The organism is Paenibacillus sp. J22R3 (assembly GCF_056269305.1).
This window is the reverse complement of sequence record NZ_JBWDNS010000003.1, coordinates 799,970-812,486: the sequence shown is the minus strand read 5'-3', so window position 1 is coordinate 812,486 and position 12,517 is coordinate 799,970. Positions and strand designations below refer to the sequence as shown.

The 12,517-nt window shown below is 49.2% G+C and carries 13 protein-coding genes and 1 pseudogene; 11 read left to right on the top strand and 3 right to left on the bottom strand.

Features of this window, described 5'->3' with window-relative positions:
• Positions 1–25: 25 nt before the first annotated feature.
• Positions 26–301 (bottom strand): hypothetical protein, encoded by a 276-nt coding sequence (locus tag AC0YN4_RS18355; RefSeq protein WP_475784417.1) that lies wholly within the window; start codon positions 299–301, stop codon positions 26–28.
• Between the two features lie 199 nt (positions 302–500).
• Between AC0YN4_RS18355 and AC0YN4_RS18350 the strand changes: the two genes are divergently transcribed.
• From AC0YN4_RS18350 to AC0YN4_RS18310, 9 genes are all read left to right on the top strand, one after another.
• The gene (locus AC0YN4_RS18350; RefSeq protein ID WP_475784416.1) at positions 501–983 is read left to right on the top strand and encodes a cysteine hydrolase family protein; all 483 of its coding nucleotides are present in this window, start codon (positions 501–503) and stop codon (positions 981–983) included.
• A gap of 26 nt (positions 984–1,009) precedes the next feature.
• Complete coding sequence (locus tag AC0YN4_RS18345; protein ID WP_475784415.1) at positions 1,010–1,579, top strand: YdeI/OmpD-associated family protein; 570 nt, start codon at positions 1,010–1,012, stop codon at positions 1,577–1,579.
• A gap of 121 nt (positions 1,580–1,700) precedes the next feature.
• Positions 1,701–2,234, top strand: a complete 534-nt coding sequence (locus tag AC0YN4_RS18340) for an RDD family protein (protein ID WP_475836401.1) — start codon at positions 1,701–1,703, stop codon at positions 2,232–2,234.
• 167 nt (positions 2,235–2,401) lie between these two features.
• Positions 2,402–3,493: a sugar ABC transporter substrate-binding protein gene (locus AC0YN4_RS18335; RefSeq protein ID WP_475836400.1), complete on the top strand. Its 1,092-nt coding sequence runs from the start codon at positions 2,402–2,404 to the stop codon at positions 3,491–3,493.
• Positions 3,494–3,610: 117 nt separating this feature from the next.
• Positions 3,611–5,143: a sugar ABC transporter ATP-binding protein gene (locus AC0YN4_RS18330; protein ID WP_475836399.1), complete on the top strand. Its 1,533-nt coding sequence runs from the start codon at positions 3,611–3,613 to the stop codon at positions 5,141–5,143.
• Positions 5,140–6,126, top strand: coding sequence for an ABC transporter permease (locus AC0YN4_RS18325; RefSeq protein WP_475784411.1), 987 nt, complete (start codon positions 5,140–5,142; stop codon positions 6,124–6,126). The genes AC0YN4_RS18330 and AC0YN4_RS18325 overlap by 4 nt, the downstream gene beginning before the upstream one ends.
• A gap of 545 nt (positions 6,127–6,671) precedes the next feature.
• Positions 6,672–7,583: a phosphotransferase family protein gene (locus AC0YN4_RS18320; protein WP_475836398.1), complete on the top strand. Its 912-nt coding sequence runs from the start codon at positions 6,672–6,674 to the stop codon at positions 7,581–7,583.
• A gap of 51 nt (positions 7,584–7,634) precedes the next feature.
• Positions 7,635–8,084 carry a GNAT family N-acetyltransferase gene (locus tag AC0YN4_RS18315; protein ID WP_475836397.1) on the top strand — a complete coding sequence of 150 codons (450 nt, stop codon included), beginning with the start codon at positions 7,635–7,637 and terminating at the stop codon, positions 8,082–8,084.
• Positions 8,085–8,124: 40 nt separating this feature from the next.
• Positions 8,125–8,970, top strand: a complete 846-nt coding sequence (locus tag AC0YN4_RS18310) for a phytanoyl-CoA dioxygenase family protein (RefSeq protein ID WP_475836396.1) — start codon at positions 8,125–8,127, stop codon at positions 8,968–8,970.
• Positions 8,971–9,022: 52 nt separating this feature from the next.
• Here AC0YN4_RS18310 and AC0YN4_RS18305 read toward each other — a convergent pair whose 3' ends face one another.
• Both AC0YN4_RS18305 and AC0YN4_RS18300 read right to left on the bottom strand, forming a co-directional pair.
• Complete coding sequence (locus AC0YN4_RS18305; protein WP_475784407.1) at positions 9,023–9,994, bottom strand: N-acetylglucosamine kinase; 972 nt, start codon at positions 9,992–9,994, stop codon at positions 9,023–9,025.
• Positions 9,981–11,150, bottom strand: coding sequence for a cation:proton antiporter (locus AC0YN4_RS18300; RefSeq protein WP_475784406.1), 1,170 nt, complete (start codon positions 11,148–11,150; stop codon positions 9,981–9,983). The genes AC0YN4_RS18305 and AC0YN4_RS18300 overlap by 14 nt, the downstream gene beginning before the upstream one ends.
• A 156-nt stretch (positions 11,151–11,306) precedes the next feature.
• Here AC0YN4_RS18300 and AC0YN4_RS18295 point away from each other — a divergent pair, with 156 nt between their 5' ends.
• Together AC0YN4_RS18295 and AC0YN4_RS18290 are read left to right on the top strand one after the other, a co-directional pair.
• The gene (locus AC0YN4_RS18295) at positions 11,307–11,594 is read left to right on the top strand and encodes a hypothetical protein (protein ID WP_475784405.1); all 288 of its coding nucleotides are present in this window, start codon (positions 11,307–11,309) and stop codon (positions 11,592–11,594) included.
• 134 nt (positions 11,595–11,728) lie between these two features.
• Positions 11,729–12,517: pseudogene (locus AC0YN4_RS18290) on the top strand (LysR family transcriptional regulator).

Sequence of the window (12,517 nt, the reverse complement as noted above, 5' to 3'; positions counted from 1 at the left end):
GCCTTGTTTGTTTTACATGGAATGACTATGAGAAATTTGAAGTGAAAACGCCTAGGATGATAACAAACACGACTACATAGAACGCGATTCCGATACATGCCCAGATCAAGCCTGCCTTGGCATAGTTCGCTTTATTCGGATTCGCACCGCCGCCAAATGCCCAGACGAGAAGCATAATGATATTTACAATTGGAATCGCAAGCAGGAGAGTTGTGAGCATCCAGTCTTTTACGGAGATAATAGGTGCACTCGGCTGTGGAGCAACAGACTGGTAGTAATTCGGATTTGCATTCGCTTCCATTGATTAAAATCCCCTTTATTAATTGTTAATTTTTGTATGACCCACAACGATACTATAATAGGACTTAAAGTTAATCAAGTTAATTTTTGTTACTCTCCTATTAATTCAGCTGCCTTGTTTGGTTCCCTTTATATGGGTCAAGATCATTTGGTATAATTGGAAAGGTATCAGGATTCATTCAAATGGAGGCGTATAATCGATGAAAATTGGATTCCTAATTATTGATATGCAAACAATCCATCTACAGGAAATAGACAAGCAGATGATAGAAAGAGCCAGTGAGTATATAAACTATGTATCAGATGTGCTTCGTTCCAATCATCACCCCGTTATTCACATTCACGACATTGAAGGTATTTCGGACTCAAACAGAGATTCCTTCAATTCGATCCCGGAGATTCAAGTTCAGGACACAGACATCATCGTAAGCAAAGAAAGCTCGAATGCTTTCTGGCAAACAGACTTGGAGCAAGTACTGCTGAAGCATGAAGTGGAATTAGTCATCCTTGCCGGATTTGCGGCAGAGCAATGCGTGTTGTTTACCTATAACGGTGCCAGTGAACGAGGATTTAAACCAGTCATGTTGCAAAACGGGATTATGAGTAAACACGAAGACATCATCACCTCAACTTACCGGGATCGGAATCTGATCTCCTATGCTGTCGTTAAATACTTAATGTAAGTTTAAACAGGAGAAATTAAACATTTATGGAAATGATAAACTTACTTGCAGCAAAATCAAGAGAAGATTTGCGGGCATGGTTACTGGAGCACAGTACGACTGAGAAAGCGTGCTGGGTCGTGGTAAGCATGACGCCATCCCCCGATGCAGTGTTATATTTGGACGCGGTCGAGGAATCGTTATGTTTTGGATGGATCGATGGCGTGAAGAAGAAAATTTCTGAAACCGAGCTGGCGCAGAGATTATCTCCTCGAAGTAAGAAAAGCTCATGGACGGAATTGAACAAAGAACGCGTCCGGCGGCTCGAACGCTTGGGGTTCATGCATGACGGAGGAAGAAAAGTGCTTCCTGATATGAGCCCGGATTCTTTTCGAATCGATGGGGCTATAGAGCAAAAGCTTAAAGAAGATCAGCAAGTTTACGAGAACTTCATGGCTTTCCCAGAGCTCTACACGAGAATCAGGATCGACACGATCCAAAGCTACAAAGATCAGCCGGAATTATTCCAGAGCCGACTCGAAAAATTCATTGCCAACACGAAAGAGAACAAGATGTACGGTCAATGGCATGATAATGGACGCCTCATAGAGGAATAGATGCAGCACACAGCCCCCAACTTGTAGTCAAGATGGGGGTTAACTTTTGCAGGATAATGGAATCCAATCCTGAATAATCAAATAAGGTTACGTTCCTTAGTTGATCAAAAGGAGTAGGGTTATGCATCGGCATGGAGATTTACATCGCGTATCTTTAGGTAAACGACTAATCGCTTTCTTATGGGATTATGTGATTATTTCGGGCTATATCGTTTTGTTAATCGGGGTATCTTTCATGATTCGTCCTTGGCTGACTCCATTGTTTACGACATCGCCATTGTTGGCGGAGCTCAGTGGATTTCTATTTATTACGCTGCCTGTCTATCTTTATTTTGCACTTTGTGAGGGATCGGCAGCGCATGCAACATGGGGAAAACGGAAAATGGGAATTCAAGTGACTGGTCTGAATGGTAAGCCAATCCGTTTTAGAGTCTCACTGCTGCGTTCCGCCCTTAAATTCGCCCCGTGGGAGCTGGCCCATTTTACCATTTGGCATATGGTCATTCCTACTGATTACCCCGACTCATTCATTTACTCTTTATTAGGGACCGTTTACGGTCTCGTGCTTATCTACTTGATCAGTCCTTTATTTAGTAAAAAGAAACAAACGATATACGACTTGATAGCGGGGACTGTTATTAGGTATAGGGCTTAAGGGAGTTTAGGGTCTTGTCACAAAAACGTCGCATAAAGCGTCGTTTTTTTTGAGCGGAAGGCGCTTAATGTGTTAAATTTATTTTTCCGATTGACATACTCGGAATTTGCTCTTATAGTAAAAACATTCTAATTTAAGAGAACAAGAAATAGGGAGGCAACAATATCATGAACATCCGGAAACACGCGGGCCTCACGCTCGCACTCATCCTCGCATTGACACTCGTGCTGTCCGCTTGCGGCAACAAAGATAAGAATGGGAATAATTCGGCATCCTCCGGCGATACGGCGCAGAATGCACTTGCGGGCAAGAAGATCGCGCTTGTCATGCAATTCAATCAAGGCACGTTCTCGGCCCAATATGTCGACGGCGTAACGAAGCAAGTCGAGAAGTTCGGCGGCAAAGTAACCGTTATGGCATCCGACAACGACTTGAATAAAATGGTCTCTAATCTAGATACGGCGATCAACCAGAAATTCGACGGTATCCTGCTCGACCACGGCAATGCTGACGCGCTGACGAACGGCGTGAACAAAGCAGTCGCCGCTGGCATCCCGGTCGTCGCTTTCGACTCCGGACTGACCGTGGACGGCGTAACGAGCCTGGCTCAGAACGACCAATTGTTGGCAGACAAGTCGCTTGCGGCGCTGGCTAAAGACGCTGGCGGCAAAGGCAACATCGTCAAAGTATGGGTGGCCGGCTTCCCGCCGATGGAATCGCGTCAAATCAAATACGCTGAATTCCTGAAGGCGAATCCGGATATCAAGGAAATTGCGCAATTCGGCGATGCAAGTAAAGCGCAGCTTGACGCGCAAACGCGTATGGAAGCGATTCTGAAAAAGTACCCGGAGAAAGGCAGCATTACGGCGGTCTGGGCCGCTTGGGATGAATTCGCGAAAGGCGTTACGAACGCGATCAAGCAAGCTGGACGCACGGAAATCAAAGTTTATGGTATCGATCTTAGCGACGAGGATCTCGCGCTCATTCAAGATCCGACCAGCCCTTGGGTGGCATCGGCAGGCGCTGATCCGTCCTCCATCGGCCAAGTGCAAGTGCGCTACCTGTACCAGAAGCTGAATGGCGACAAGACGGACGCGACGGTGCAGATTGAACCGGTATTCGTCAGCCGCGACTCGCTGCCGACGGACAAGAAAGTAACGACAGCCGATCTTGGCGAATACGTCGAAGGCTGGGGCAAGAGCGAGCAAGGCAACACGGATTATTTGAAAGAGCTGGAGCAAGCGGTAAGCGCGAAATAAGCGCTGGTAATAAGCGACATAGCGATACGCAATGATGAAGAATCAGCAGGAAACGGCGCGGAGCTTCCGCGCCGTTTTCTTCTATCCGGAAGAGCTTCTGAGAGGAGTTGAGCGATCATGGTAGCTGGACAAGCATCACGCACGGCGAGCGTGCTGCGCATGAATGGCATCGGTAAGTCTTTCGCAGGCGTCGCGGCGCTGAAGAGCGTCGATTTCGAGCTGCGAAGCGGCGAGGTTCACGCACTTCTCGGCGCGAACGGCGCTGGCAAGAGCACGTTGATGAAGATTTTATCCGGCGCATACGCGGGCGACAATGGCACGGTCGAGATCGACGGCCAGACGCTAATCATCCGCTCGCCGGCGGACGCAAAGAAGAACGGCATCCACTGCGTGTATCAGGAGGTGGATACGTCGCTTGTGCAGCATCTGAGCGTCGCGGAGAATATTATGCTCGACCGCTTGGCCGCTTCAAAAGGCAGCGCCTGGATCTCTTGGAGCAAACTGAAGCAGGATGCCGCGCAGGTGCTGGATAAGCTCGGGCTTGGCATCAATATTAACAGCAGCGTGTCGGAGTTGACGCTGGCGGAGAAGCAGCTCGTGCTTATCGCGCGGCTGTTCGCGCAAGATGCGAAGTTCGTCATTCTCGACGAGCCGACGGCACCGCTGAGTATAGAGGAAGCAGACCGGTTATTCGGTCTGATGGACGGCTTGAAGGCGGCCGGCATCGGCATCGTATTCATCTCGCATCGCTTGCCGGAAGTGTTCCGGGTTAGCGACCGGATCACGGTCATGAGGGACGGAGGCGTCGTCATGAACGTATCGGCCGACGCTACAAACATCGTTGATGTCATCCGCGCGATGCTCGGCAAGAGCTTCGAGGAGGAGTATCCGAAACTGCCGGCAGTTATTGGAGAGCCGATCCTGGAGACTCGCGGGTTGGCAGCGGGACGTCGCGTGCGTGGCGTGGATCTGACCGTACACAGCGGCGAGATCGTCGCGGTCGTCGGTCTTGTCGGCGCCGGCAAGACGGAACTGTCACGACTTCTGTTCGGCGTGGACGTCGCAGAGGGCGGCAGCATCGCGCTTGCCGGCAAGGAGGTCGTGCCGCGTTCGCCGGCAGATGCCGTGGAAGCGGGTATCGTGCTTGTGCCCGAGGAACGGCGCAAGGAAGGTATTCTCGTGCGCGAATCCGTGCTGCACAATTTGAGCCTGCCGATTCTGCGCTCGCTCAGCAAGTTCGGCTTTATCTCCGGCGCCAAGGAGAAACGCCACGGGTCGGATGTGATCGGGCGGCTCGGCATCAAGGCGTCGCATCCCGATATCGCGACGGCGTTCCTCAGCGGCGGCAACCAGCAGAAGGTAGCAATCGGCAAATGGACGAGCACGGACGCGCGTGTTTTTGTGTTCGACGAGCCGACCAAGGGCGTCGACATCGGCGCGAAGCGAGATATTTTCCGGATCATCGGGGAGTTAGCGCAACAAGGAAAAGGCATCTTGTATTTAACCTGTGAATTTGCGGAAGCGCTGGGTCTGGCCGATCGAATTCTCGTCCTGTGCGACGGGAAGATCGTCCACTCGTTCCGGCGGGGTGAAGCGTCGCAGGAAGATTTGCTTTATTTTGCGAGTGCGGGTAAGGAGGAAATGTTATGAACAATCGGCTGCTGCAATTCTCGTTTAAGTATGGAGCGATTATTTTCATCGGAATCGTCTTGCTGTTCTTCTCGCTCTATAACGAATATTTTCTAACGTACAACAATATCGCGGATATCCTGCGCTCCATCTCCATCGTGACGTTCGTCGCCATCGGGGTGACGATCTCGCTCACCGTCGACGGCTTCGATTTGTCCGTCGGGTCTACCGTGTCACTGGCAACCGTATTGTCGGCGACGATGATGGTTTGGTACCAAATGCCGCTCGCCGTCGTCATTATCGTACCGATCGTGTTCGGAGCTCTAATCGGACTGATCAATGCTTTTCTAATCGTAAAGGTTCGCATTCCGGATCTGCTGGCCACGCTGGCGGTCATGTATATCGTTAGTGGCGTGCATAAGACGTACACCAAGGGCTACTCCATCTACAGCAACATGCAGATGCAGGACGGAAGCAAGGCGCCCGGCGAGATCACGAAGCAATTTCTCTGGATTGGTCAAGGCAAATTGCTTGGCGTGCCGTTCCCCGTCATTCTCATGGTGATTGCAGTCGTCGCGGCGCATCTGTTCTTCAAGTACACGCGCCTCGGCAGGCAGATGATCATGATGGGCGGAAACGAGGAAGCAGCCCGCTTATCCGGCTTGCGCGTCAAACGCGTTCGTACACTCGCGTATGTCGCGTCCGGCGTGCTGGCGGCGATCGGCGGCATCCTGTTCACCGCCCGGGTTGGCAACGGTCAAGTCGATGCCGGAGCGCCGATGCTCATGGAAGCGGTCGCCGCCGTATTTGTCGGCTACTCCGTCTTCGGTGCGGGACGTCCGAACGTCATCGGCACGTTTTTCGGCGCGATCCTGATCGGCGTACTCGTCAACGGCATGACGATGATGAACGTGGAGTATTACACTACGGACATCATCAAAGGGGCAGTGCTCGTGCTGGCGCTGGCGGTCACGTTCATTCACCTCAACCGGCGCAGGGGTTGACGGTTATCTGTAAGCCTAGGACCATGTCCTAGGCTTTTTCTGTCGAGAAACCCGTGTTTATACAACGTCGTTTTTTAGCTTCCGGTACGGTAGTTCTATGTACCTCCGTAATGAGTGCATATTTTGTCTTCGCATTCTAACGCTAACGGTTGTGACAGTGGTTATTTGCCATAAATTAGCCCTTTTTATAGTCTAACGGTTGCCAGCGAGCTTATTTAATCATTTTCCCCTTGGAATCGATCCATTTGTTGCAAATAACGACTGTGGCAACCGTTAGATTTTCAAAAAGGCTTATTTGTATGAAATAGCCACGCTGGCAACCGTTAAAATGTTATTCATGATGTATAGACAACAAAGCGGCTGCCCGAGACTTTCTCGCGCAGCCTTCACTTTGCCATTGCATGGAGAGATAATCAAGATAGTCAGTGGATTAGGGCACAGAGATAAGCTCTTTTTTGCTGCGTTAAACTGGTAATTTTCGTCGTGCGAATTAGCAGGATAATTTATCCATAATGCGAATAGTTTTATATCTGGAGGGATCACTAATGGATGATTTCAATCAAAAAGCGAACCGTTTTGTGAAGGATCACTTCGGCAGCCGTGCTGAGCATCTCGCGCCTCTGGCATCCGGTGACTGGTCGAAAGCCTATTCCTTTACGCTCGATGGACATGAAATGATTATTCGTTTCGGCGACTATGTGGAGGACTTTGAGAAGGATCGCGTCATGGGGGCGTTTTCCACGGCTGCGCTGCCGATTCCGAAGGTGATAGAGGTGGGTAAGACGGAGAACGGATTCTTCGCCGTATCTGAACGGGTTCGAGGCGAGAAGCATCTCGATGAGCTTGACGAATCGGAAATGAGGGTTGTCCTTCCGCAATTGTTCGATGCACTCTACGAGCTACAGAAGCAGGATCTTACTAGCACACAAGAAGTTGGACTTTGGCGTCCGGAAGGAACGGGTCCGAGCTGGGGAGCTGAGCTATTATCGGTAGCCGAGCCAAGGGAGAGGCTTGCTGGCTGGCGCGAACGGTTAGACGCTTCGCCACGCGAGGCAAGTATCTTCGATGCAGGCGTAGTAAAGCTTCGTAAACTCGCCTCGCAGCTCCCGGAGATCCGAGGAATCGTCCATAATGATCTATTGAACCGAAACGTGTTGGTGAACAATGGGAAACTAACCGGGGTTTTCGATTGGGGAAACGCGTTCTTTGGTGATCCGCTCTACGACCATGCTTGGTTTCTTTATTGGTGGTCTTGGTATCCGCAGTGGCACGGGATCGACTTGCAAGCCATGCTGGACCACCACTGGGAGCAGCGCGGGGGCCAGCCAACACAGATGAAGGAACGCCTACTTTGCTACCTCATTCACATTGGGCTTGACCATATCGCCTACTGCGCTTTTAAGGAACGTACAGAGGATATGAAGAGAAATGCCGAACAAGTCTTGAGTTATATCTAACATGCATGACCCATATCATGAATGTTGAATTGTTCGATGAAGGAGGGATCCATGATGCAACATCCTATTAGCATTACTCCGTACAACTCCAAGTACGCCGAGCAAACGATAGAAATGTGGCGTGCGAGTAAGGAGAAGGCGATTGGGCAGAAGGAACTCCACAGTGTGGACGATCACATTTACTTTCTGAACAATATGTTGCCGGAGCGGTTTCATATTGACTTAGCGCTTATAGATGAGAAAGTAGCTGGCATCATTGCTTACAATGAGAGTGAAGTAAGTCAGCTCTATATTCATGTCGATCATCAGGGGATCGGAATTGGACAGACCTTATTAAATAGAGCCAAAGCGCAATCGAGCGGCAAATTAAACCTATACACGTTTGAAGTGAATGTGAACGCGCAACGATTTTATGAAAAGCATGGATTTAAAGTTATTGCCAGGGGCCATGAAAATGAAGAAAATTTACCGGATATTCTCTACGAGTGGGTATCGCCATAATATTCATCTTACAAGGCTATGAAAGAGAGGCTGATGGTTTATGGGTACGAACGCTGTCCAAACGACGAAAGAAGAGATTCTGGCGCACTACAAGGAAAATGGTTTCGCCGTCATACCGAATGCGTTGTCGCAGGAGGAACTGGACTACTTGAACGGATTGGTAGAGGCCTCCTTGAAAGAGTCTCCGGAGCATTGGCATCAACCGATTGAAGGCGCAGTCGGTACTGGCAGCTTCCTCGAGAAGCATCCGCTTGAGATGGATCCATTCATTCGTCATCCAAGGATCTTTCCACTTATTCAGGAGGTGCTGCTCGGGGAAGCTCGTTTTGCTCAATTTGATTTTCGGGATGTTTCCGCAGACCGAGCGAGCGCCAGCGAGATGAATTTCCACCGTGATATCAGCTATTACGGAACGATAGGCGGGAAGATTTACGATCCGGAGAATCCCTATATCAGCACGTACACTTGTGTTATCTATTACTTATCTGACGTTCACGAGTGCTGCCCAGCGTTCTGCTTAGTACCGAATAGCCATATGTATGGGTCTCTTGATGAAGCGAAGAAGAAGCAAGGGGAAGCTTACCGGGAGATCCCGATACGGGGGCAAGCGGGTACCGCCGTGTTGTACAATATAACGACCTATCATACGCGCAAGGGCGGAAGAGCGGATTGTACGCACGGCCGGCGGACGATGCATAACTACCACTCCCGGGCATCGAGCTACCCGCTGACCAACTGGGCGACGGTTCCTGAGGTGCTCGCGCTCAGCGATGATCATGACACCCGCCTGTTCTACTCGCAATGGACACCTAACCAAATCAAATTCGCAAGAGAGAACTATACGAAACCAATCCCGGCTTACTATCCGGTGCATATGGTGAAGTAGCTACTTGCTGCATAATGAACCCCCGCTCAATGAATGAGCGGGGGTTCATTATTTAAGAGGGATTCTTTTGTAAGTTGTGAATGATTTCGGGTGTAATGGGAATCTGCAGCTGATTCATTGCGTATAGAACAGCTCCGGCAACAGGAGGAAGTGTGGGTTCTACAAGGTGGTACCTTCTGTTTGATCCGTTTAAGAGCATGCCGCTTAACGTATGAGAGAAATAAGGACTGTTCACAACGCTTCCTATCAACGTAACCTCAACCGTATCGCTTGAAAAAGAAGCAGCCAGAAGCTCAATGCCAACTTTAATTTGGTTAATCGCTCGGTCACAAACTCTGATCGCGAGAGAACTTCCTTGCTCAGCTGCTCGGGTTATCGTCGGTGCAAACTGTCCGAATTTCTTGTCGCGCTCTTGACGATCTTCCATAAATCCACCTCGTGCCAGCATGGAGAATTCAGCTGCCGATTGTACATGCCAGTGCTGCAGCATGGACTTCATGAGTTCTTCGTCCGATTGATCGGTATGTCCTGCAAGCATCTCATAGGCGGCGTCGTATGCAATAAATCGAGCAGCGCTTGCTGCGTAGTGATGGAAATCGTAATTTCTTATAAACCGGCCTTCTTCGGTAATAGCTACGATAATAGAGCCGGTACCTGCGATTACAACAATCCCGGGCTTAGCTAATAAGGCCCCATAGTGAGCTACCACGGCATCATTTACATGCCAATGTGGACCAGTTAAGCCGGGGATATCGGTTAAAGGAATCACCCATTCGAGATCGGATGCTGCATCATATCCTGCGATCCCTGCGGCAGTTCCTGCCACCTGATGCCTCTCTTTATTAGCAAGCGCCAGCGCTTCTGTAATAGCGTTATGTACATTCTGTACAGCTAATATATCTTTATGGAGGGAAGCAGCCCCTTTCTCGCAATAAGCAAGAACGTGTCCCTTAAGATCACAAACTAACACTCGCGTGTTCGTCCCGCCGCCGTCAATCCCGATGAGAATATCAGTTGATAGCATCGTGAGCCCCTCCTTGTGCTGCGGTTCTATTGAAGAAATATTTTAACAATGGCGGTGCGATCAAGGTTGTTAAGATAATGGTAATGACAACAGAGGTGAAGTACTCCGCCGGAAGTAATGAAGCTTGTAAACCAGTGGCTGCGATGATCAACGCAACTTCTCCTCGGGAGATCATACCTGACCCAATGGCTAAGGACGAGCGGGAATTCATTCCCGTTATTCTTGCTCCGAGTGCTCCGCCTAGCAGTTTCGTTAGAACAGCAACTAGGGTTAAAGCCACCATAAAGCCAATCTGATTCCCTACCCCAGCGAAGGACACGTTCAATCCGATACTGACGAAGAAAACAGGCACAAATATGGAGTACGCGATGGGTTCGATTTTGGATTCCACGGTATGCTTGAACGAGGTTTGGGAAATTGCGATGCCAGCGGCAAAAGAACCGATAATAGCAGCCATCCCCATCTGTTCTGCAAAATAAGCAAAACCGAAACAAACAACAAGCGCCATGGTGATAACCGGCTCCGTAACCGAGATACGCGCGAATAGCTTCATGAACCTTGGCACAATCAGCCATCCGACGAAGAGCGTCACGATGAAGAAAAGCAACTTTTTGCTAATTAGCATCCCGATCGAGATATCGTTTCCGCTTCCTAGGAAACTCATCATAACTGCCAGTAGAATGATAACAATGACGTCATCGATGACTGCTGCCCCGAGGATCGTTGTACCTTCTCGAGAGTTAAGCTTGTTCAAATCCTTCAGTACCTGCACCGAAATACTTACCGATGTTGCGCTAAATACGGCCCCCATAAAGAGAGCATAGTTAGGATCGAGGCCGAAGGCTTCCGCTACGGCATAACCACCCAGAAAAGGTAGAATGATTCCTCCGACAGCCACGGCAAAAGCAGACCGCCACGTTTGTTTGAGCTGTTCAAGATCGGTTTCCAGGCCTGCAATAAACATGAGTAAGATAACGCCAATTTCCGCTGTGTAATGAATGAATTCATTATTCTCGATCCACCCAAGGACTGCCGGACCAACAAGGATGCCTACGATTAGTTTACCAAGTACGGAAGGCTGCCCTAGCAGCGTGGAGAGATGTCCGAAGATCTTCGTGAGTAATAAGATGAGAAATAGATAAAGAATGAACTCCATATTGTTGCACCTCAGTTACCGCATATTGAATTTGTATCCATAATATACCCTACATGATGTAGGAATCAAATAGAGGCATATATGCAGAGAAGGTTGAATACAATGGCAAATAAGACGGGTTTACCAGTTCTGTTTCAAACCAGGAGGTTGATCGAATTGCTGAAAGCAGTGGATGTCAACTTGGACGCGGGGGAAATGGTGCTGAAGCTGGAGAAGGATAGCGCACCTAAGAGGATCGAGTACAGCAAGCTTGAGCGGTTAGAATTGGCGAGAGAGTCGGTAAGAAAGCTGCTCAGAACCGTTGAGGTGAAAGTGATCAAGCTGCATGTCAGAGGCATGGAGAGCACGGTCGTCATAGCCAGCGACAAGGTTGGAGATTATGATTATGTCGAGCAATATTTGAAGAAGATTGCCGAGAAATATGAGATAACCGTTGAGCAATAATAGATATCTTACAGCGCCTCAGCCTGGCTCGTCAGCAGGATGAGGCGTTTTTGTGCGTCGCAGAAGAGTAAGATTCCGGGCACATATGGTATGATTTCATTGGCTTAAAGGAATGATCGGGGGATCAGAATAGAATGGAACTTCTTCAATTGCACTATTTTCTCGAAGTTGCCAGGCAGGAGCATGTGACGGAAGCGGCACGCAGTCTACATGTTACGCAATCTTCGCTAAGCAAGACGATTCAACGTCTCGAGGAAGATCTGGGCGCTCCTCTGTTCGATCGAACGGGGCGAAAGCTTAAGTTAAATGAATTCGGAAGCAAATTCCTTCTTCGAGCGGAGCGGGCTTTATTTGAATTGGAACAGGGGAAACAGGAGATTTGTGCAGATGGTTAGCGCGCAGAAATGGTTACGCTTCTTCATCGAGGAGAGGTCGATTTTGGTATAACTTTGCCCCCTATACAAGAGAATAACGACTTAGCGAGTCAGACTGTATACATTGCCCCCATTCTATTAGCAGTTCCTAAAGGTCATCGTCTGGCCAATCGGAGCAGCATATCTCTGACAGAGATTAGAGATGAGTGGTTCGTTGGTGTCAAGAAAGACTATGGTGTTCGCAATTTCGTGGACTCTTTATGTAAATTGGCCGGATTTCTGCCTAAGTATGTGTATGAGGGTGATGAACCTGCAAGGCTAAGTGATCTTGTAGAGGCCGAAATTGGCATAGCCTTCATACCAAGTACAGCCAGACATTCACGGCAAAATATCCATTATCTCCAAATCGAGGATCATGAATTGGTACTGGAGATCGCTTTGCTGTGGAACAAAGGTCGGTACATTTCACGGGCTGCTCAGGAGTTCCGTGAGGTGGTTCTGGAGTATTTTGCGGAGTTATCGAACCTGCAGAAGGAATCGGCAATTTAA

Excerpts from the sequence above, each read along its gene's own strand:
- AC0YN4_RS18355 (WP_475784417.1), bottom strand. The coding sequence starts at position 301 with ATGGAAGCGAATGCAAATCCGAATTACTACCAGTCTGTTGCTCCACAG.
- AC0YN4_RS18350 (WP_475784416.1), top strand. The coding sequence starts at position 501 with ATGAAAATTGGATTCCTAATTATTGATATGCAAACAATCCATCTACAG.
- AC0YN4_RS18345 (WP_475784415.1), top strand. The coding sequence starts at position 1,010 with ATGGAAATGATAAACTTACTTGCAGCAAAATCAAGAGAAGATTTGCGG.
- AC0YN4_RS18340 (WP_475836401.1), top strand. The coding sequence starts at position 1,701 with ATGCATCGGCATGGAGATTTACATCGCGTATCTTTAGGTAAACGACTA.
- AC0YN4_RS18335 (WP_475836400.1), top strand. The coding sequence starts at position 2,402 with ATGAACATCCGGAAACACGCGGGCCTCACGCTCGCACTCATCCTCGCA.
- AC0YN4_RS18330 (WP_475836399.1), top strand. The coding sequence starts at position 3,611 with ATGGTAGCTGGACAAGCATCACGCACGGCGAGCGTGCTGCGCATGAAT.
- AC0YN4_RS18325 (WP_475784411.1), top strand. The coding sequence starts at position 5,140 with ATGAACAATCGGCTGCTGCAATTCTCGTTTAAGTATGGAGCGATTATT.
- AC0YN4_RS18320 (WP_475836398.1), top strand. The coding sequence starts at position 6,672 with ATGGATGATTTCAATCAAAAAGCGAACCGTTTTGTGAAGGATCACTTC.
- AC0YN4_RS18315 (WP_475836397.1), top strand. The coding sequence starts at position 7,635 with ATGATGCAACATCCTATTAGCATTACTCCGTACAACTCCAAGTACGCC.
- AC0YN4_RS18310 (WP_475836396.1), top strand. The coding sequence starts at position 8,125 with ATGGGTACGAACGCTGTCCAAACGACGAAAGAAGAGATTCTGGCGCAC.
- AC0YN4_RS18305 (WP_475784407.1), bottom strand. The coding sequence starts at position 9,994 with ATGCTATCAACTGATATTCTCATCGGGATTGACGGCGGCGGGACGAAC.
- AC0YN4_RS18300 (WP_475784406.1), bottom strand. The coding sequence starts at position 11,150 with ATGGAGTTCATTCTTTATCTATTTCTCATCTTATTACTCACGAAGATC.